Source organism: Nostoc sp. (assembly GCF_036917135.1).
Lineage (GTDB): Bacteria > Cyanobacteriota > Cyanobacteriia > Cyanobacteriales > Nostocaceae > Nostoc.
Window position 1 is genome coordinate 394,375 of sequence record NZ_JBALEA010000023.1, and the last position, 17,945, is coordinate 412,319.

Annotated in this window: 13 protein-coding genes, 1 tRNA gene and 2 CRISPR repeat arrays; of the genes, 5 read left to right on the plus strand and 9 right to left on the minus strand. The window is 42.1% G+C overall.

The features are described from left to right. Positions 1–330 precede the first annotated feature (330 nt). Positions 331–2,346 carry a biosynthetic arginine decarboxylase gene (speA, locus tag V7K50_RS06510; RefSeq protein ID WP_334958300.1) on the plus strand — a complete coding sequence of 672 codons (2,016 nt, stop codon included), beginning with the start codon at positions 331–333 and terminating at the stop codon, positions 2,344–2,346. A 122-nt stretch (positions 2,347–2,468) separates the two neighbouring features. Here the strand turns inward: speA and V7K50_RS06515 are convergent, their stop codons facing one another. From V7K50_RS06515 to V7K50_RS06525, 3 genes are all read right to left on the minus strand, one after another. Then, positions 2,469–3,638 carry an NDP-sugar synthase gene (locus V7K50_RS06515; protein ID WP_334958302.1) on the minus strand — a complete coding sequence of 390 codons (1,170 nt, stop codon included), beginning with the start codon at positions 3,636–3,638 and terminating at the stop codon, positions 2,469–2,471. A 229-nt stretch (positions 3,639–3,867) separates the two neighbouring features. Next, positions 3,868–4,698: a ScpA family protein gene (locus tag V7K50_RS06520; RefSeq protein WP_334958304.1), complete on the minus strand. Its 831-nt coding sequence runs from the start codon at positions 4,696–4,698 to the stop codon at positions 3,868–3,870. A 387-nt stretch (positions 4,699–5,085) separates the two neighbouring features. Then, a complete protein-coding gene (locus V7K50_RS06525) occupies positions 5,086–6,171 on the minus strand; it encodes an AI-2E family transporter (protein ID WP_334958306.1) in 1,086 nt (361 codons plus the stop codon). A 128-nt stretch (positions 6,172–6,299) separates the two neighbouring features. Between V7K50_RS06525 and pdxH the strand changes: the two genes are divergently transcribed. Further along, on the plus strand, positions 6,300–6,944 hold the full coding sequence (gene pdxH, locus V7K50_RS06530; protein WP_334958307.1) for a pyridoxamine 5'-phosphate oxidase: 645 nt from the start codon (positions 6,300–6,302) through the stop codon (positions 6,942–6,944). Between the two features lie 105 nt (positions 6,945–7,049). Here the strand turns inward: pdxH and V7K50_RS06535 are convergent, their stop codons facing one another. Next, positions 7,050–7,670, minus strand: coding sequence for an FMN-dependent NADH-azoreductase (locus V7K50_RS06535; RefSeq protein ID WP_334958309.1), 621 nt, complete (start codon positions 7,668–7,670; stop codon positions 7,050–7,052). A gap of 123 nt (positions 7,671–7,793) precedes the next feature. Between V7K50_RS06535 and V7K50_RS06540 the strand changes: the two genes are divergently transcribed. Next, positions 7,794–8,144, plus strand: coding sequence for a winged helix-turn-helix transcriptional regulator (locus V7K50_RS06540; RefSeq protein ID WP_334958311.1), 351 nt, complete (start codon positions 7,794–7,796; stop codon positions 8,142–8,144). 69 nt (positions 8,145–8,213) lie between these two features. On the opposite strand, the gene V7K50_RS06545 is transcribed toward V7K50_RS06540, so the two are convergent. After that, positions 8,214–9,122, minus strand: coding sequence for a DUF3153 domain-containing protein (locus V7K50_RS06545; RefSeq protein WP_334958313.1), 909 nt, complete (start codon positions 9,120–9,122; stop codon positions 8,214–8,216). 427 nt (positions 9,123–9,549) lie between these two features. Between V7K50_RS06545 and V7K50_RS06550 the strand changes: the two genes are divergently transcribed. Further along, a tRNA-Ala gene (locus V7K50_RS06550) sits at positions 9,550–9,622 on the plus strand. Between the two features lie 520 nt (positions 9,623–10,142). Here V7K50_RS06550 and cas2 read toward each other — a convergent pair. From cas2 to csx18, 3 genes are read right to left on the minus strand one after another with little or no spacing between them, the layout of a single operon-like run. Next, complete coding sequence (gene cas2, locus V7K50_RS06555) at positions 10,143–10,421, minus strand: CRISPR-associated endonuclease Cas2 (protein WP_334958314.1); 279 nt, start codon at positions 10,419–10,421, stop codon at positions 10,143–10,145. Next, the gene (gene cas1 / locus V7K50_RS06560; protein ID WP_334958316.1) at positions 10,422–11,414 is read right to left on the minus strand and encodes a CRISPR-associated endonuclease Cas1; all 993 of its coding nucleotides are present in this window, start codon (positions 11,412–11,414) and stop codon (positions 10,422–10,424) included. Positions 11,415–11,428: 14 nt separating this feature from the next. Then, the gene (csx18, locus tag V7K50_RS06565; RefSeq protein ID WP_292793474.1) at positions 11,429–11,692 is read right to left on the minus strand and encodes a CRISPR-associated protein Csx18; all 264 of its coding nucleotides are present in this window, start codon (positions 11,690–11,692) and stop codon (positions 11,429–11,431) included. 83 nt (positions 11,693–11,775) lie between these two features. Between csx18 and V7K50_RS06570 the strand changes: the two genes are divergently transcribed. Beyond that, on the plus strand, positions 11,776–11,913 hold the full coding sequence (locus V7K50_RS06570; protein WP_334958317.1) for a hypothetical protein: 138 nt from the start codon (positions 11,776–11,778) through the stop codon (positions 11,911–11,913). Between the two features lie 74 nt (positions 11,914–11,987). Continuing rightward, positions 11,988–13,377: direct repeats of the CRISPR family, unit length 36 nt; unit sequence GACGCTTCTCTTTGTAGAAGTGGAATTAATGGAAAC. 67 nt (positions 13,378–13,444) lie between these two features. Here V7K50_RS06570 and V7K50_RS06575 read toward each other — a convergent pair. Beyond that, positions 13,445–15,499, minus strand: a complete 2,055-nt coding sequence (locus V7K50_RS06575; protein WP_334958319.1) for a WYL domain-containing protein — start codon at positions 15,497–15,499, stop codon at positions 13,445–13,447. An 828-nt stretch (positions 15,500–16,327) separates the two neighbouring features. Next, positions 16,328–17,231: direct repeats of the CRISPR family, unit length 36 nt; unit sequence GTTTCCATTAATTCCGATTTAACCCAATCGGTAGGG. Positions 17,232–17,945 lie beyond the last annotated feature (714 nt).

Below are 17,945 nucleotides of genomic sequence, written 5' to 3' on the forward strand. Positions count from 1 at the left end.
ATCTGGTCAATTGTCCTTTGTCCTTTGTCATTCTCTGTCTTGAGTCCAAGGGTTTTCCACTAAGGGACTGACAAGAAATAAATTATCCATCTTGTGGGGTGGGCAACATGAGCGCTCTAAATCTGGGACGGGTGGGGACACCCATCCCACAAGAAAATTTGGGATGTTTTTTTATTTGTCAGTCCCTAATGACCAATGACAAATGACTAATGACATCCGACTCTTGACCAATCAGAGTTTATCTCAGAAATTATCTTTAGGTGCATATACGTTGCCAAATGAATGCGCTAAATTGTTAACTCGTGGGTGAAAAACAGAGGTTAGGAACAAATGGGTGTTGAGTCAACTGCTACATCTGAAGAGGTGGTACTACCGTCCAATGGACAAAAATCTGAAGTGAAACATCATAAACAGAAAAAACTTCTACCACCTACTCCTACCACAGGAGATTTACCTCGCCCCTGGAAAATTGAGGATAGCGAAGCCTTATACCGCATTGAAGGATGGGGACAACCTTATTTTTCCATTAGCGCTGCTGGTCACGTTACCGTGGCACCCAAGGGCGATCGCGGGGGATCTCTTGACTTGTTTGAATTGGTCAACGCCATGAAACAGCGCAACTTGGGACTTCCCATGTTGATTCGCTTTTCGGATATTTTGGAAGACCGGATTGAGCGATTGAACGCTTGTTTTGCCAAAGCGATCGCTCGCTACAATTACCCTGGTGTCTACCGTGGTGTCTTCCCCGTCAAGTGCAATCAAGAGCGGCATTTGATTGAGGATTTAGTCAAATTTGGCAAACCCCATCAATTTGGTTTAGAAGCCGGTTCTAAACCAGAATTAATGATTGCTCTGGCTGTATTGGATACACCAGGAGCATTACTCGTTTGCAACGGCTACAAAGACCGAGAATACATCGAAACGGCAATGTTAGCCCAAAGACTAGGGCAAACACCAATCATCGTCTTAGAACAGATTGAAGAGGTTGATTTGGTGATTGATGCCAATCGCCAGTTAGGTATTAAGCCAATTTTAGGAGTTCGTGCTAAACTCAGTACCCAAGGTATGGGACGTTGGGGAGCCTCCAGTGGCGATCGCGCTAAATTTGGTTTGACAATGCCGGAAGTCATCGATGCTGTTGACAAGTTACGCGAAGCTAACCTCCTCGATTCTTTGCAGTTGATGCACTTCCACATCGGCTCACAGATATCTGCCATCAATGTGATTAAAGATGCCATCCAAGAAGCCAGCCGCATTTATGTAGAATTGTCGATGCTGGGGGCGGATATGAAATACCTTGATGTAGGTGGTGGCTTGGGCGTAGATTATGACGGTTCCCAAACCAACTTCTATGCATCTAAAAATTACAACATGCAGAACTATGCCAACGACATCGTAGCAGAGTTAAAAGATACCTGTGCAGAGCGGCAGATTCCCGTACCAACACTGATTAGTGAAAGTGGACGAGCGCTTGCTTCCCATCAGTCGCTGTTGATTTTCGACGTTCTTAGTACTAGCGATGTCCCCCTCGATCCACCAGAACCTCCGCAAGAGGGAGAATCCCCAATTATTAATTATCTTTGGGAAAGCTACCAATCCATCAACCAAGAGAATTATCAAGAATTGTTCCACGACGCTGCCCAATTCAAGGAAGAAGCCATCAGCCGTTTCAACTTAGGAATTTTACGCCTCAGAGAACGAGCCAAAGCCGAACGCCTCTACTGGGCTTGTTGTCAGAAAATTCTGACCATCACTAGACAGCAAGAATACGTACCCGATGAACTGGAAGACCTAGAAAAAATCATGGCTTCCATCTATTACGTGAATATGTCAGTGTTCCAATCGGCACCAGATTGCTGGGCGATCGATCAGCTATTTCCGATTATGCCAATTCACCGCTTGGATGAAGAACCAACCCGACGGGGAATTTTAGCAGACCTAACCTGTGATAGTGATGGTAAAATCGACCGCTTTATTGACCTGCGCGATGTCAAATCGGTTTTAGAGTTGCACACCTACAAGCCTGGAGAACCTTATTATTTGGGGATGTTCTTGAATGGAGCTTACCAAGAAATCATGGGCAATTTACACAACTTATTTGGCGACACTAATGCCGTTCACATCCAATTAACGCCCAAAGGCTACCAGATTGAACACGTTGTCAAAGGTGACACCATGAGCGAAGTAGTGAGCTATGTGCAGTATGACTCCGAAGACATGGTTGAAAACATTCGCCAGCGTTGCGAGAAAGCATTAGAAGAAAAGCGCATCACCCTAGCAGAATCTCAACGACTGCTGCAAACCTACGAGCAGAGTCTCAGAAGATATACGTACTTAAATAGTTAGGATTGGGGATTGGGGATTGGGGATTGGGAACTAGGGACTAGGACAGAGTATAAGAAGAATACTGGGGACTTGATAGGAAATTTCTTCCCAATACCAAATACCCAGTCCCCAATACCCATTCCCTAATTTACATTTGTCCCCAATAATTCCTCTATCGCTTGTTGCTCAACAGGGGTATGTAATGGCACTGTCTGACGGGCATCCGTAATTAGCCAGTCTAAAGCTGCGGCTTGAACATCGATCGCAGCGCCAGTTTTATCTACGCAATAACGACCAAATACTAGCTTATCGACTAACCGGACTCCTGGACCCAGGCGCGACCATTCAAAAATTACGCTGTTATCTACTGTTGCACCACTACATATCCAACAATTTGGGCCAATCATCGCCGGACCGACAATTTTAGCTCCGTCTTCGATTCTCGTCATACCACCAATGTAAACTGGGCCTGTGATATCAACTTTGTCCCAATTTACGGCGACATTTAAGCCAGTGTAGATGCCGGGGGCGACTTCATGACCGGGGATTTGCACATTTTTGATTTCACCTAGCAGCACACCGCGAATCGCCCGCCAGTAGTCTGGGACTTTACCAATATCTACCCATTCAAAGTCCATCGGAATGGCGTAAAAGGGAGCTTGGATTTCTACCAATTTGGGAAACAATTGGCTCCCAATGTCATATTCCACATCAGAGGGGATATAGTTAAAAACTTCTGGCTCAAAGATGTAAATACCTGTGTTGATATTGGTGCTGAGGGCTTCTTCAGTTGAAGGTTTTTCTTGGAAAGCTTTGACACGCCCCTCTTCGTCAGTGACAACTACACCGTAGCTAGAAACTTCTTCCTTGGGGACAGATTTTGTAATAATAGTCGCGATCGCTCCTTTGGATTTATGCCATTTAACCGCCGCAGTTAAATCTAGGTCAATTAAAGCATCACCGCACAAAACCACAAAGGTATCATCAAAAAACGGTGAGAAGTCTTGGATGCGCCGCATCCCTCCAGCTGAACCAATTGCTTCTCCCTCTAGTTTACCGTTGTCATCAATTTTCCCTTCAAAGGAATAAGCAATCTGTACCCCAAACCGTTGACCGTCACGGAAATAGTTTTCTATTTCCTCAGCCAAATGACTAACGTTGACCATAATTTGGTCAAATCCATGTCGGCGTAACAGTTCCAGCAAAAACTCCATCACTGGCTTTTGCAGGATGGGAATCATCGGTTTGGGAATTGTATAAGTAATTGGACGCACGCGAGTACCCTTACCAGCCGCGAGAATCATCGCTTTCATAAAAATTTATTCCTCAACCACAAGCCAGTTTACTTTCATCGAGTGATACTTAATCATCAGTTTTATTTCTGCTCTAAGTTATCCCCAAACAGGGGTAACAGGAATTTAGTGGTTATTGCAACCATAACTATACTTAGATGACAAGCGATCGCTTATCTTTTCAATTTACTCGGATTTTGGGGCTGAATCAAAAATCTGTAAATTATTTGTCGGGCTACTTTTGCCTTTCTTAGTTCATCGGTTGCTCAAGGGGTTTACAAGAGTTAGCTGAATCTCTAAGTAACCGAATTTTAATTTCATGGTAAAACTCTTCTTGAAATAGCTCTACTTTCGATTGAGCCGAGAGTAGTAGTAACGCCCAGAAAACGCTAACTAGTTGACTCTGTTTAGACTCATGTCCAGACCCATTTGGCTTGATAAGCTTTGTTTTAGTCCACAACTCTACAAGTTGTTCTAAATTCAACCAAGTTTGCTCTAAACTTAGCTCTCTTGTGGACAAATTCAACACCTGCTCCAGTTCCCTAGCAACTTCTGTCAGATTTTCCTGGTGAGCTAACTCCAGCGCCTCCCGCATACTTTGGACGCTAGGTTGACGCCTGGGACGTATGGGTTTACTGGCTTTTTCTACCTGTTTTAGTTGGTTTGCCATAATCTGCAATTGCTTGATTAACTCTTGCAGAGTCACCCGGCGCTTTGGTGGCGGCATTGCCGATGGACGACGACGCAATTGCCGTTCTAATGGTAGACGATGACCCTGATGTGATACACCATCTTCACCTTCTAGTAGGGCATCATCTTCTACACCATCCTGTGCATCTCCTACTGTTGACAATTGCATCAAGGTATTGGCCTTGAATAATACCAGCATTGATGCTGACAAAAATGCCTGTCCAGATTGAGACAAGTCCGCTTCATAGCCTCTTGTTATTGCCCCCGGTGCCATCAGTTCTAAATAACGGTCAATCACCTGAATCACTTGGACATCCCAAGGATCAATTTCTCCCTGCTGGGCTTGATAAATCAAGAGTGTGATTGTTTCTAATAGCTCGGAAGCTTCCATCAACGGGTTCTAAGTTAATTAATCAGAATCAAAGATCGTAAATTCAATTGTGAATTGTGAGATTAGATTGTGCAACGGGAGCATCCACTTTTGGAAGAAACATAATTCTGATACTCCGAAAAGCCTACTATATGGTTCATCTAAAAAAGTAGATCCGCCGAAAGTGGATGCTCCCTTGTGCAACTTTTTACTTGGAGATTGGGCATTGTTTATCAATTAAAGGGTTTAAGAACCTGCAATCTACATATAGCACCCATTTCAGTCCTTCTCTACGAGAGGCTGCGCCAACGGCTACGCTCAGGAACCATCGGTGATTTAAACCCCGACTGAAATGTCTTTAATTTTGAATTTTGAATTTTGAATTGTTAATCTGCTCTCCCTGCCTCCTCAATCGGGGGGTGAGTCATGGGCAATAGTGACAGTTGAGACAAAATCACTCGGCTTGCCGCTCTTGATCGCATCGAAAGTGCCTTTGATAGTACCAGCGATGGGAACAGCAACAAGCGTCCCCAATAACCCAGCAATTTCAAATCCCATGAGAATCGACACAAAAATCCAGATGGGATTCAGTCCGATAAAGTTGCCGAGTAACCTGGGAGCTAACAGGTTATCTTTAAGCTGTTGCATAAGAACCGCCGCGATCGCCACTTGAACTGCCAACCACCAATTTTGCAACAGGACTAAAATCGTCACCACACCAATGCCGAGAGATGCCCCAATAAAGGGAATGAGTTCTGAAATACCGATTAATATGGCAAACAACAGGGCAAAGGGCACCTTCATCACTAAGAAAATTGGCGTTAGGGTTAGCACCATAAATAGTCCTAACAACAACTGACTGAGGAAGAAGTTCTGAAAATTTAGGCGTAAGGATGCAGTCAGGGGATCTCCAATATTAGAGGGCAAAAGATTGATCAGACCATACCAGACGCGATCGCCATATAAAAGCATATAAAACGCCAGCACAATGACTAACACTAAGTCAAGCAATCCTGAAAGCAGTGTTCCAGCAAATCCCACTACACCAGAAGCTAGCTGTTGCACCAAATTCTGAATGTTGGCATTGATTTGGCTGCTCACAACCCTGAGATCAATTGGCAAACGTCGTTGCTTTGCCAGCGTTTCAAACTGCTCTAGGTTTGCTTGACTGGCACCTAACCAATCAGGGATATTCTTTAACAGTTGGATTGTTTGGTCAATGATCAACGGCACTAGGGTAACGCCCAGAATCCCAAACAGGGTTAATGTTGCCAGTAAAACGATGATCACCGCCTGAGTCCGCGTGATCCGAGCACGTTCAAAGAACTTAACCGGGTAATTTAGCAGAAAAGCCAGAATCGCCGCAATGCTCAAGACGGTAATGGGATGCTGGAAATAGCGAAAAAGCACAGACAGTAGCCAGACATTGAGAGCGATAATCGGACCGCTCAGACCATAAATTAACAGGCGTCGAAGGGAGGCTGAACGGCGCATCTTATGCAACCTATTTTAGATATTCGTTGAGAGAACTTGTAAAATTCTTGATGGCGGTGATCACCATCATAGATATTTTCAACAAAGATTATGTATAAGCTTACCTGATAGCAAGTAAACAAATCACAATGGATAAAACCGTAGCTGACCTTCGCAAAGACTACACCTTGGAAGGTTTGAGTGAACTCGAAGTAGACCTCAATCCTTTTATCCAATTTAAAAAATGGTTCGATCAGGCTCTAGCGGCACAACTCCCCGAACCAAATGCCATGACCATTGCCACTACTACACCAGACGGTAAGCCCTCTGCCAGAATGGTGCTACTCAAGGATTTTGATCAACGGGGCTTTGCCTTTTTTACCAACTACAACAGTCATAAAGGACAAGAACTGGCAGAAAATCCCCAGGCGGCTTTAGTCTTCTGGTGGGCAGAACTAGAACGTCAAGTGAGAATTTCGGGGTATGTAGAGAAAGTTTCTGAAACTGAGTCTGACCAGTATTTTGAAAGTCGCCCTGCAAAAAGTCGCTTGGGTGCGTGGGTATCTAATCAAAGTGAGGTGATAGAAAGCCGAGAAGTCCTGGAGCGACGCTTGCAGGACTTCCACAACAAATATGAAAATCAGGAGATTCCTCGACCGCCTCATTGGGGAGGCTTACGAGTAATCCCCAGAGAAATTGAGTTTTGGCAAGGACGCTCTAGCCGCTTACACGATCGCTTGCTTTATAGCCGTTTAGATAATGGCACTTGGAAAATTGAGCGGTTGTCACCATAAGAAGATGTGGGCATGGGGCAATTCAATTTTGGATTTTAGATTTTGAATTAAATTTCAATCTAAAATCCAAAATCTAAAATCTAAAATTCTTACTGCCCCTCTCTCTTACCACTGGGCGATCGCATCTTGAATTGCTGCCTGTGCTTCTGATATAGATTGGGTACGGGCTGCATCTCCCCCATTCAAGCTATTAGCGTTAATAAATTGAATGTCTGTAAGCCCAATAAAGCCGAAAATCGTCCGCAGGTATGGTTCTTGGAAGTCATAAGGAGCGGCAGGAGATGTGGGACTAAAGTCACCGCCGCGTGCTGTGATGATAACCGCCTTTTTACCATCGACTAACCCTCTAAAGCCTTGAGCATCTATAGCAAAAGTCCGGTTGGCGCGAACGATTTGGTCGATGTAAGCCTTGAAAGTGGAAGGTATATTAAAGTTATACATTGGCACTCCAAAAACGTAGCGATCGGCTGCCAAAAATTCATCTACTAACTCGTCAGAAATCCTCAGCGCCTCAGTTAATTCTGGGGTATGGGCTTCTGGTGGTGAAAATGCCGCCGCAATCCAAGCTTCATTAACGTGAGGAACTGGGTGATGCCCTAAATCTCGATAGGCGATCGCATCTTCAGGATGTGCAGCTTTCCAACCACTGACGAATTCCTTAGATAGTTCTCGTGAGTGCGATCGTTCACCACGGGGGCTGGAATCAATATGTAGAATGTTTACCACCAATTATCTCCTGATTAACTAGGATTTCTGCTTTGACTTTTTTTGTCAAAGCATTACATTAGATACTAAAAGTAACTAGTTACTAAAGTAAAGTAGTTACCATAAAGTAACTATTGGATAATTTTGGCTAACTTATCGATGTCGGGTTCTAAAAATCCTGATGCTTGTCCAGTCAGTATTCTGATGTCCTTGCTATCAGGCCCCTGGACAATGTATATACTGTGGGTGTTGTGTAATAGTGGGCCGACTCGCTTTGGTGCTTTGAAGCGCCAAGTAGAGGGCATCTCCACCAAAGTTCTAACAGAAAGACTGAGGATGCTGGAGGCGGCAGAGATTATTTATCGTTACTATGAAGCAACTGTTCCACCACAAGTAACTTATGGTTTTACAGAACGTGGTGAGGAATTAGTTGATGTGCTTCATAAACTCAATGCACTTGCCGAACGCTGGTATGGCAGCGAACAAAAGCTATAGCGTTAACGGCTTTCGCGTAAGTATTTGATGAAGTAAAAAGCCGATGTATTTTCCATCGGCTGATATAGTCTACTGTTCCTGGATCGCTGCTGCTTTGGCAGGAAACTGAACTCTAGGATCGGGCATGAAGTTGTATCTCAAGTACAATCCTCCCCAGACAAACGCGATAATTAACAACCCACCAATACCAAGGGGACTGGGAAGCCAGAAAACTGCTTCTATGTGGTTTAACTCACCAGGCTGGAGTTTCCACACTAGTTGATTGCCATTTTTTTCAGGCTCAATGGCAGTTTCAGTTAGTTGAATGTTTTTGGCTCCCCAAGGAGTCTTCAAGCTAAATTCCAAGTCGAGAATTGAACCAGCATTGGACAGGACATTACCTTTGCTGGCAATTAGAGATAGCGATCGCAAATCCAAATCATAAATTAACCGATTTCGGACTAAAAGTAAAAAATTGTTTTCCTCCAAGAGGACGTTTGATTCAATTTTCGGTAGTTTTGAGTCAGATTCGCTCTGCACAGACTCAGAAGGTTGATTAGCATGGGAGTTAAAAAAATCGTTGAACTTCTCTTGTAATTCCCTACCACTACTAAAAGGAATTGTGACGATAATTTCTTCTTGGGAAACTCGCTGTGTTTTACCCTCAAGTTGACGGGCGCGGCGTTCTATGCTGTTTAACCATTCATACACAGAATCGCCGCTAAAACTGGTTAGGCGTTCTCCCAACTTAATATGCTGTACTAGTTCACCACTATTTGAATTGTCAAAGTTAAGCCCCACATCGTACTTAACACAACCGGATAGTAGCAGGGATGTTAACAGCACTACCCACAGAATGGGATTTCGGATGGGAAAGACGCGGTTCATTCGATTTCGACCATTCAGTGGTGAGAGAAATTTCATATTTGCGAACACAAAATTAAATGGTCTGATTAACCACAAGAAAATCTTTCCGAAAATTGAAGAAGTTGAAACCATAATTTTCCCCAAAAGTCAAACTTTTTAACCAATCTTGACTTCTACTACTGGGCGGCGTAATGCAGGGCAAAGGCACATAATTTTTTTAACCCTTGTTGGATAAGGATCTTGATCAAAAATAGTCTAAATTATAAAACGCCCAAACCCTTGCTATTTATTAAAGGATTATTATACTTTAGATGCGTTTGCCCTGCGATCGCTCTACTTCCAAAAGTTTTAATGGTAGTACATCTAATTTAGTACTGGTAAGTTGTATTAAATTCAATAAGTGAAAATAGTAGTATTAATATTTACCAAAACTTACTTAATATTTGCGTTTCTTAAAAAGTTGTCTTGACTTAACTTGCATAAACTTGCATAATAGTTAAGCTAATACAATTTATAAAACTAATTAGAAAGCTTAAAAAGCTTACCTAGTTAGGTTTCTGGGGTTATAGCGCAGTTGGTAGCGCACCTCAATGGCATTGAGGGGGTCAGCGGTTCGAATCCGCTTAGCTCCATTGTTAAAACTTAACAAGAAGAGGGAAAGGACAAAAATAAAGAACTTTTCCCCACAAGGTATAAGAGGATGTTTTAAAAGTCCTCTGGTCGGTAGCAAAAAGTTTTAGATCCCCCTAAATCCCCCGATAAATTGGGGGACTTTGATTCCGGTTCCCCCCTTTTTAAGGGGGGTTAGGGGGGATCTATAAGTTGCTAAAATCACAGCTAAGGGATCTGCGGGTTAATATAGCGGTTCTCAGTTGAGTGCAATACAGACCTAACCCCCAGCCCCTTCCCTATAAGGGAAGGGGAGTAAGATTCAAAGCCTCTCTCCTAAAAGGAGAGAGGAATGGAAGTGAGGTCAAACTGTATTGCATCCAAGTGAGAACCGCTATAGTGTCCCAACCAACCGGGTTTCGACTGCGCTCAACCCTCAGCCGTCGAGAGTTGAGCGCAGTCGAAACTCGGTTTACTGGTACTTTATTTTCACGCAAGTCCCTAAATACTTTTCAAACAACCTCTAAAGCCTCTGTTTTTAAATCAGATAATAGTTGAACCTGGTAGTTCTGTAACTGCTGGTTCTCCCCAAGTTTCGATTTGGTTAAATGTATGTCTGCTTAAAGGATAAAACCGCACGCTATCTTCTGGAGATTTCACTTGTTTATGGAGTCTTTTTTTGAGTTCCTTATATTTATTTTGGTCTAGAATACATTCAAATACTGAATATTGTACTCGTTGTCCATATCCTTCTAATAAATCAGATACTTTTTTGCGTCTTTTATCACAGGGTATATCATATACTATTACATAAAATAGCATTCAACGAATTTGATAAGGTTTATATAGTTGGCTAGGTTGATAAATAAATTCTTTAAAAATTTTAATTTGCTGTGTCATTAAATCCCAACGAGGTTGTTTTTCACCCTTGGTATTTTGTACTTCTTCTTCTAGACGCTGTAAGAAATATTTTATATATTTTGGGCGACCGTAATTATTTAGATAGCAACCGCCACTGTGATACTCAAAGTCTGTTTGGACATCCATAACTTTGGTATTAATTAACCAGAGTACCAGAGAATCAATAATTGGGGAACGAAATTCTTCAATTAAATCGGAAGCTAAAGCAGCATGGCGTTCTGTGCCTTGATGTAAGCAAGCGTGATAAGGGTCTAATCCCTGAAGTTCAATTATTGTTAATAGGTGATTCCAAAGAATTTGGTACCCAAAACTCAGCATGGCGTTGACTGGATTTCCTGGTGGACGGCGGCTACGCGCTAAAAATATAAAATTGGGATTATTTAAACACTCACCAAAGGCTGAAAAATATTGTGCCGCGCCAGCACCTTCTAATCCCATCAATCGTTCTATTGTTTCAGCTTCTCCTGATTTTTGACCCAGAACTTCTAAACTTTTGATGGCAATTTCAGCAGTTTCGGAAGGATTGCGCCGTTGCTGTCGCAGTAAAAATGTCCGGCTATTTTTGAGTTTTGCTTGAACGATTTGTCTGGCTACTAACAACCGTTCAATTGCTGTTAATTGTTGTTGATAACGAGATAATTGACGGTATCCTCTGGCAATTGGCATCAGTCTACCGTAACAGTATCCCATGCGGGACAAATAGGCAATGGGAATGTCTCGCCATAAGCAAGTACGAATTGCTTGGGTGGTGATTTGAGATTTACCAAATATTAGTATTTGTTCTAGCAATGGTAATTGTACTTCACCGTGAATAGTTTCTCCTTGTTTGATAATTAGGGCTTCGGCCTTGAGGGTGATATAACAACCTTGTCGGGAAACGTAGAGTGTACGCATAAAAATATTGTTAGTTACTTTTTACTTTCTTTGGTCAGTTGTGACTGTTGGGAAATGATTTCGGCTAGCAACGTTTTAATTTGGGATGGTTGCAAAAAATTCACTACAGCATCACCTGCTGTAGCGTTGACAAAGCTGGCTATTGTAACCAAAATTGTGTTGATAATTACTGCTGCTAGTCCTAGTGGTGCAATTAACAGGATAATTAGTGTAATAGTGCCGTTGAGTAAGGCGACACCAAGGTTGCGAACTAATGCTGCACGAGAAGATATATACATAGATAGATGTAATGGTGTTGGTGAATTTGTTCTATGTCTTAAGGTAGAGGCTGATCTGGAATCATGCTAGGGCTTTCATGCGAATGACGAATTTTTTATATTTTTCTATTTTCTCTGCGGCGGGGTCGGCAAAAGCTGTAAATGCTTATTCTCTCGTTGACCCCGCCGATGTCCTTTCCAGTAAGGGTTACAGCATTTTGATGCCTATGTATTATGGTTGAATTTGTCTGTAGGTGGATACCCCGTCGCAAATGGCATCTGGACATCAGGCACAGTCAGAGGTTTAATAAGAGGGGACGCTTCTCTTTGTAGAAGTGGAATTAATGGAAACGGAATCAGCAGTGATTTCCTGAGTTTTAATGCTTTGACGCTTCTCTTTGTAGAAGTGGAATTAATGGAAACTGTATATAAGTGTAAGCCCCGATAGCCGCGAAGAAGCTGGACGCTTCTCTTTGTAGAAGTGGAATTAATGGAAACTTAAAAATTTTGAACGCATCAGTTTACGTTCCTGCGACGACGCTTCTCTTTGTAGAAGTGGAATTAATGGAAACTCCATTGAAGCGCATGCGTAAAGGTGACTTTATCATTTATTATTCGACGCTTCTCTTTGTAGAAGTGGAATTAATGGAAACTTTCTACTGAAATTGCCGCCATGAGCGGTTTCGATGACGCTTCTCTTTGTAGAAGTGGAATTAATGGAAACCAGGCGTTGGGCACGGCGGTGTTCTTCGGGATGATCGGCGTCACCGGGACGCTTCTCTTTGTAGAAGTGGAATTAATGGAAACCGGGAAGTGAATTCATCGGGGAGAAGGTGAACTAATGACGCTTCTCTTTGTAGAAGTGGAATTAATGGAAACTGAAGGTTGTCATCCGAAACGCCGTGGCCCTGTGACGCTTCTCTTTGTAGAAGTGGAATTAATGGAAACCGCGATGTGGGTGGCATCGGACTGGGCCAGCGCGGCTCGGACGCTTCTCTTTGTAGAAGTGGAATTAATGGAAACAACGGTATTTCTTTCCAGTTATCATCTTTAATGTGCCCGTGTTTAAGACGCTTCTCTTTGTAGAAGTGGAATTAATGGAAACGCGAGAGACGTTAGAAGAGTTATAGCATCAATTGAGAGGACGCTTCTCTTTGTAGAAGTGGAATTAATGGAAACCTGAATTGGTCTTGCGCGTCTTGCAATGTCTTAGCCTTGAAAAGCTCAAGACGCTTCTCTTTGTAGAAGTGGAATTAATGGAAACAATTCAGGCTCGCCCTTTGAGCGAATATATATAATGGACGCTTCTCTTTGTAGAAGTGGAATTAATGGAAACTAGCGAACGTAGTCTTACCAACACCAGTGTCACCGACGCTTCTCTTTGTAGAAGTGGAATTAATGGAAACTCAAGTAGTCATACACCCAATCATCGTGTGTTAGTGACGCTTCTCTTTGTAGAAGTGGAATTAATGGAAACTGATAATTCCCAGGTCGGATGTCTTTCTCCCTCCGAAAATTAGACGCTTCTCTTTGTAGAAGTGGAATTAATGGAAACAAAAAAGACTCTAGAGTATGACCAATTAACTTACCTTGACGCTTCTCTTTGTAGAAGTGGAATTAATGGAAACCTTGGTAAGCAGAACACAATAAGTATGAGTGCTCTTTCTTAGGACGCTTCTCTTTGTAGAAGTGGAATTAATGGAAACACAAAAGGTCGGAATGTTTATACTCCGACCTTTTGAAAGATTCTGAAAAATATTTGATTATTTGTTGTTATTTATAAACCGCTAAAATCGCTTCACCAATTTCCTTAACCTTAGCTACCAATTCCTCTGGTTGTACGACCTTCACATTACCGCCAAAACCAACAATCCATCTCAGAAACTCTACATCGCCCAAATACCATTTAGGTAATACAACTTGAAAGCGATTGGAAAAGTGTTTATCTGTGGTTTTTTTCAGGCAGAAAATTGACTTTGGCAACGCCAATCTTCCGTTGTTTACAGGTGAAGACATTTTCATTTGCTGTGATGAAAATCTTTTAGTACCTTCAGTGATAAATCTAAATATAGCATCATTAAACCACAACTCTATTGTCACACAAACCTGAGAAATTTCTTGTTTACTATGACCGAGAAACTTCTGCTGGTCACTTGCACTATACCCAATAAAAATACCAGGGCTAGCAGCATAAAGTTTTTGTAAATTCTGTAATGACTTTTCTTGTTCTTGTCTGGAACGTACTATGATTTGAAGTTGACCTATAAACAATCTATCCAAACGTTCAAAACGTAAAAGTCCAGCATACTTTCCTCCTTCGCATTCGTAACCCAAATACCATGCTTGGTTACAGAAGACGATTTGCAAGGGAAATGCTAGAAAAAAACCTTCTTCGTCTAGTGCAAACTTGCCCCCACCCGGAAAGCGATTCAATTCCAGTAGTTCTCCCTTAACTATTGCCTCCTCAACTCGCTGTAAATTCTTAGATAAGGCATCTAACGGTAAAAACTCTGGATCAACCATATTGCGGTTTGCGATCGCCCGTACCGGATATACCTTACTCACGCCCAATTTACTTTGTACCATTCGCATAGCAAAAGTTTCATAAATCTCCAACGCTACGGGGTCATTCAGACTTTTAGCTTGAGACTGGAGAACGTCAAACACTTTGATTAACTCGTATGTTGATAAAATCGCCGTCCCCGCGAAGTAGCCGTCTCTCAGGGGAAATTCTGGCAATATTTTATAAGGCTTAAGAACTTTTTCAATGTCCTTGCGAACAGTATCTAAGCTATCACCATCAATAATTTCATGTTGTTGAAGTGCAGATACAAGAGTTGGCAAACTTCCCTTGCTTGTATCTGCTAAGAATGGATGATGAAGAATAAAACGAATTATTTGTACTAACCTCTGGAATGTGTAGAAGTCAGAATAGCCATGAGTCACAAAGTCAGATGGTGTAACGGAGTGATGAAGTGGTGGGGTAATGGGAGAACACCAAGCAATAGTATTAGCCCCAATGAGTGAATTTTGCTGTAACCAGTCTAAGTCAGATGCGATCGCCCCAGCATCAGCATAGATTGTGCCGCACAATTTACCTATTAAAGCGGTAACTTCTTCTATGGAACTAGGAAATTGAGGAACATAACCAAAAATGCTTTCTAGCAGACTGGGGTTAGTGATTTGCAAATTGCCAATACCCGGATAGCGTATTATCAAGGAAATTAGATACATGAGGCGTTCAAAGTCCAGCAGCTTACTGTATGAATGTAGGGTTACGTGGCGATTGCGGTTAGCACGATTGGTAAGAGTACGCCCAAGCTGTTGAATTTGGTTTTGAATTTGTTGAATATCAAAGTTGCAAGAAGTGACATCAATTACTTTGACTACTGCAAAACCTTCTGCTGCTACTGGCAAAAACTCTTGCAGAGATTTGTGCATACTCTCAATTACAATCTCTGGAACTTGGCGATCGCGCTTTTGATTCCATAACTTGCAAGTTGCAATCGGGGTTTGCAAATACCACCCCATCCACAGCACTGGGGAGGTAAGAGATGAATTGAGCTTTCTTAGCAAATCTATCCGCCACGCACGTTTGGCATTGGTAGCATCATAGATTATGGAGTTACCTTGAATAATTGCATCAACAATCTCAGAAATTACTTTTTCTTCTATCTGACTCCACTCACCTTGGATACTTGCATCGCCATAGAGTTGTTGACGAATTGCATCAGTGGAGACAAGGCGATAATTCCCCAATTTTGCTAACTCGACTGCGAAAGTGGTTTTCCCGCTACCGGGGATACCGATGAGAAAGTGACAAATCATCAGCAGTTCCAGGCTAAAAGTTTTTCAATAGCGGTTCCAAATCAAAATGGTTGTAGATCCCCCTAAATCCCCCGATAAATTGGGAGACTTTGAGAGGTTCTTGCCCCCCTTTTTAAGGGGGTTGGGGGGATCAAAAGCCTGTGGGACAACTTTAAAATACTTGTGTGTACACCATAGCTCCTTTTAGGAGAGAGATCAAAGTGTATTGCTTTGATTCGAGAACCGCTATAGTTTAACTTTTAGCTGTTATTTGTTCGTTGTCTAGGGTTTTCAAGCGAATGAGAAAATAATTTTGAGAAAGCCCTGATAATTTCTATTGCCAAGGCGGTATTTAAAAAAGTCAAAGCTGATTTTACTTGCGGAAAACACCGAAATGAGAAAACAAACTGGGGTTTGAGTAAGTCAAATGGCATTTTGAGAAAGTCAAAGCTGATTTTACTTGCGGAAAACACCAAAATGAGAAAGCAAACTGGGGTTTGAGAAATTCAAAGCTGATTTTACTTGTGGAAAACACCAAAATGAGAAAACAAACTGGGGTTTGAGAAAGTCAAATGGCATTTTGAGTAAGTAATCGCGGATTTTGCTTATTGAATCTAGTCTAAATATGAAGTTTAGATAAAATTATTGAAAAAATTGCTGATAAAAGCACTGAAGATTGGAGTCCATTACTACCAACCGCCAAACCTGGCGAGGTGATGAGTATTTTAATCCGTCAGATTTTAATGCAATAAGCGATTAAATCCTTCGTGAAAAAAAAGATCCCCGACTTCTCTAAGAAGTCGGGGATCTTTCCTTGGTGCAATACCATTAAATCGGATTTCAGGCGATGTTTTCATTAATTCCGATTTCAGGCGATCGGTAGGGTTTTTTATGGGGATATATTTTGGCATTTCTGAACTTTATGTTTCCATTAATTCCGATTTAACCCAATCGGTAGGGATAGGAAACATCTGGAGCTATGAACCGTTAATGTTACGTTTCCATTAATTCCGATTTAACCCAATCGGTAAGGCCTGCTCCTGTTGGAAACTACACGTGCCAATTGACAACGTTTCCATTAATTCCGATTTAACCCAATCGGTAGGGTAGCAACTGAGCAGATTGAGCAGGGGAGGCAAACGTTTCCATTAATTCCGATTTAACCCAATCGGTAGGGTTCATTGATGAAAATCTAACACTTGTGTCTGGTAAAGTTTCCATTAATTCCGATTTAACCCAATCGGTAGGGCTTTACCTAAGTTCACACTTGGAGCGACAACATTTACGTTTCCATTAATTCCGATTTAACCCAATCGGTAGGGGGTTTTGGCTTCTTGGGACACGCCGCTTTCCAGTTGGTCGTTTCCATTAATTCCGATTTAACCCAATCGGTAGGGTTCAGGCTGGCAGATTTAGACAATAATTTCATCGTTTCCATTAATTCCGATTTAACCCAATCGGTAGGGCTTATTGTAGAAGCCAAGACGGAATGGAAACGTGTTTCCATTAATTCCGATTTAACCCAATCGGTAGGGTTTGCTGAATAATCTGGATAATTACACTGTTTCAAGTTTCCATTAATTCCGATTTAACCCAATCGGTAGGGACTGCCGAATTAGAAATTAAACGGTGCCCAAATGTTGAGTTTCCATTAATTCCGATTTAACCCAATCGGTAGGGCCAGTTGGAACAAATACTCTAGGTCAGCCTGCTTTGTGTTTCCATTAATTCCGATTTAACCCAATCGGTAGGGAGTTCGTCTAGGAGCCTTAGCCCCGTAAGGTTTTCAGCCGGCAAATCGACACCACTCTAAAAAACATTATATATCTTATGTAAAATTGAACAACACGCATACCTCAAATCCTTACCCAGTAAACAATCGACACCACTCGACGAAAAATATAGGGTTTCGGCGATTTGGCGAGTGGTGTCGATGAACCTCTAAAAGGGTGTTTTAAAAGTCTTCTTGTTAGGTGATTTCCGAGAAAGAAAATACTTGTGTTGGCGAGTTTCGACACTTCGACTCCTTTCGACTGCGCTCAAGGCAAGCCGCTCAGTGCATCACTTAGCTCAACTCTCGATCTTTCAGTTGGTTGAGCGAAGTCGAAACCAACGGCGGCGGTATATTTATTCCTGTAAATCGCCTTAGTAGCAAAACAAGATCCCCCTAAATCCCCCTTAAAAAGGGGGACTTTGATTCCGGTTCCTCCCTTAAAAAGGGGGGCTAGGGGGGATCTAAAACTACTTAAAATCACAGCCAAACACTTTACAACCTCTAAAACTCCTCATCCTCTCTGCGCCTCTGCGTGAGATAAATCATCTCACAAACACTCAACACAATTAAAAAAATTTCGTCATTCGCATCAAAAGGTATTTACATCCTCAAATTTTCTAGCAAGATATAAAAGTCACACTAATTCCCCCAGTGCCACATCACTCCCAATTACCAAAATCGATAATTATTACA

What these genes read in the sequence shown, in the direction of transcription:
- pdxH (WP_334958307.1), top strand. Translation starts at nt 6,300, where the DNA reads ATGGATAAAACCGTAGCTGACCTTCGCAAAGACTACACCTTGGAAGGT.
- cas2 (WP_334958314.1), bottom strand. Translation starts at nt 10,421, where the DNA reads ATGCTATTTTATGTAATAGTATATGATATACCCTGTGATAAAAGACGC.
- V7K50_RS06575 (WP_334958319.1), bottom strand. Translation starts at nt 15,499, where the DNA reads ATGATTTGTCACTTTCTCATCGGTATCCCCGGTAGCGGGAAAACCACT.
- csx18 (WP_292793474.1), bottom strand. Translation starts at nt 11,692, where the DNA reads ATGTATATATCTTCTCGTGCAGCATTAGTTCGCAACCTTGGTGTCGCC.
- V7K50_RS06570 (WP_334958317.1), top strand. Translation starts at nt 11,776, where the DNA reads ATGACGAATTTTTTATATTTTTCTATTTTCTCTGCGGCGGGGTCGGCA.
- speA (WP_334958300.1), top strand. Translation starts at nt 331, where the DNA reads ATGGGTGTTGAGTCAACTGCTACATCTGAAGAGGTGGTACTACCGTCC.
- V7K50_RS06515 (WP_334958302.1), bottom strand. Translation starts at nt 3,638, where the DNA reads ATGAAAGCGATGATTCTCGCGGCTGGTAAGGGTACTCGCGTGCGTCCA.
- cas1 (WP_334958316.1), bottom strand. Translation starts at nt 11,414, where the DNA reads ATGCGTACACTCTACGTTTCCCGACAAGGTTGTTATATCACCCTCAAG.
- V7K50_RS06525 (WP_334958306.1), bottom strand. Translation starts at nt 6,171, where the DNA reads ATGCGCCGTTCAGCCTCCCTTCGACGCCTGTTAATTTATGGTCTGAGC.
- V7K50_RS06520 (WP_334958304.1), bottom strand. Translation starts at nt 4,698, where the DNA reads ATGGAAGCTTCCGAGCTATTAGAAACAATCACACTCTTGATTTATCAA.
- V7K50_RS06545 (WP_334958313.1), bottom strand. Translation starts at nt 9,122, where the DNA reads ATGGTTTCAACTTCTTCAATTTTCGGAAAGATTTTCTTGTGGTTAATC.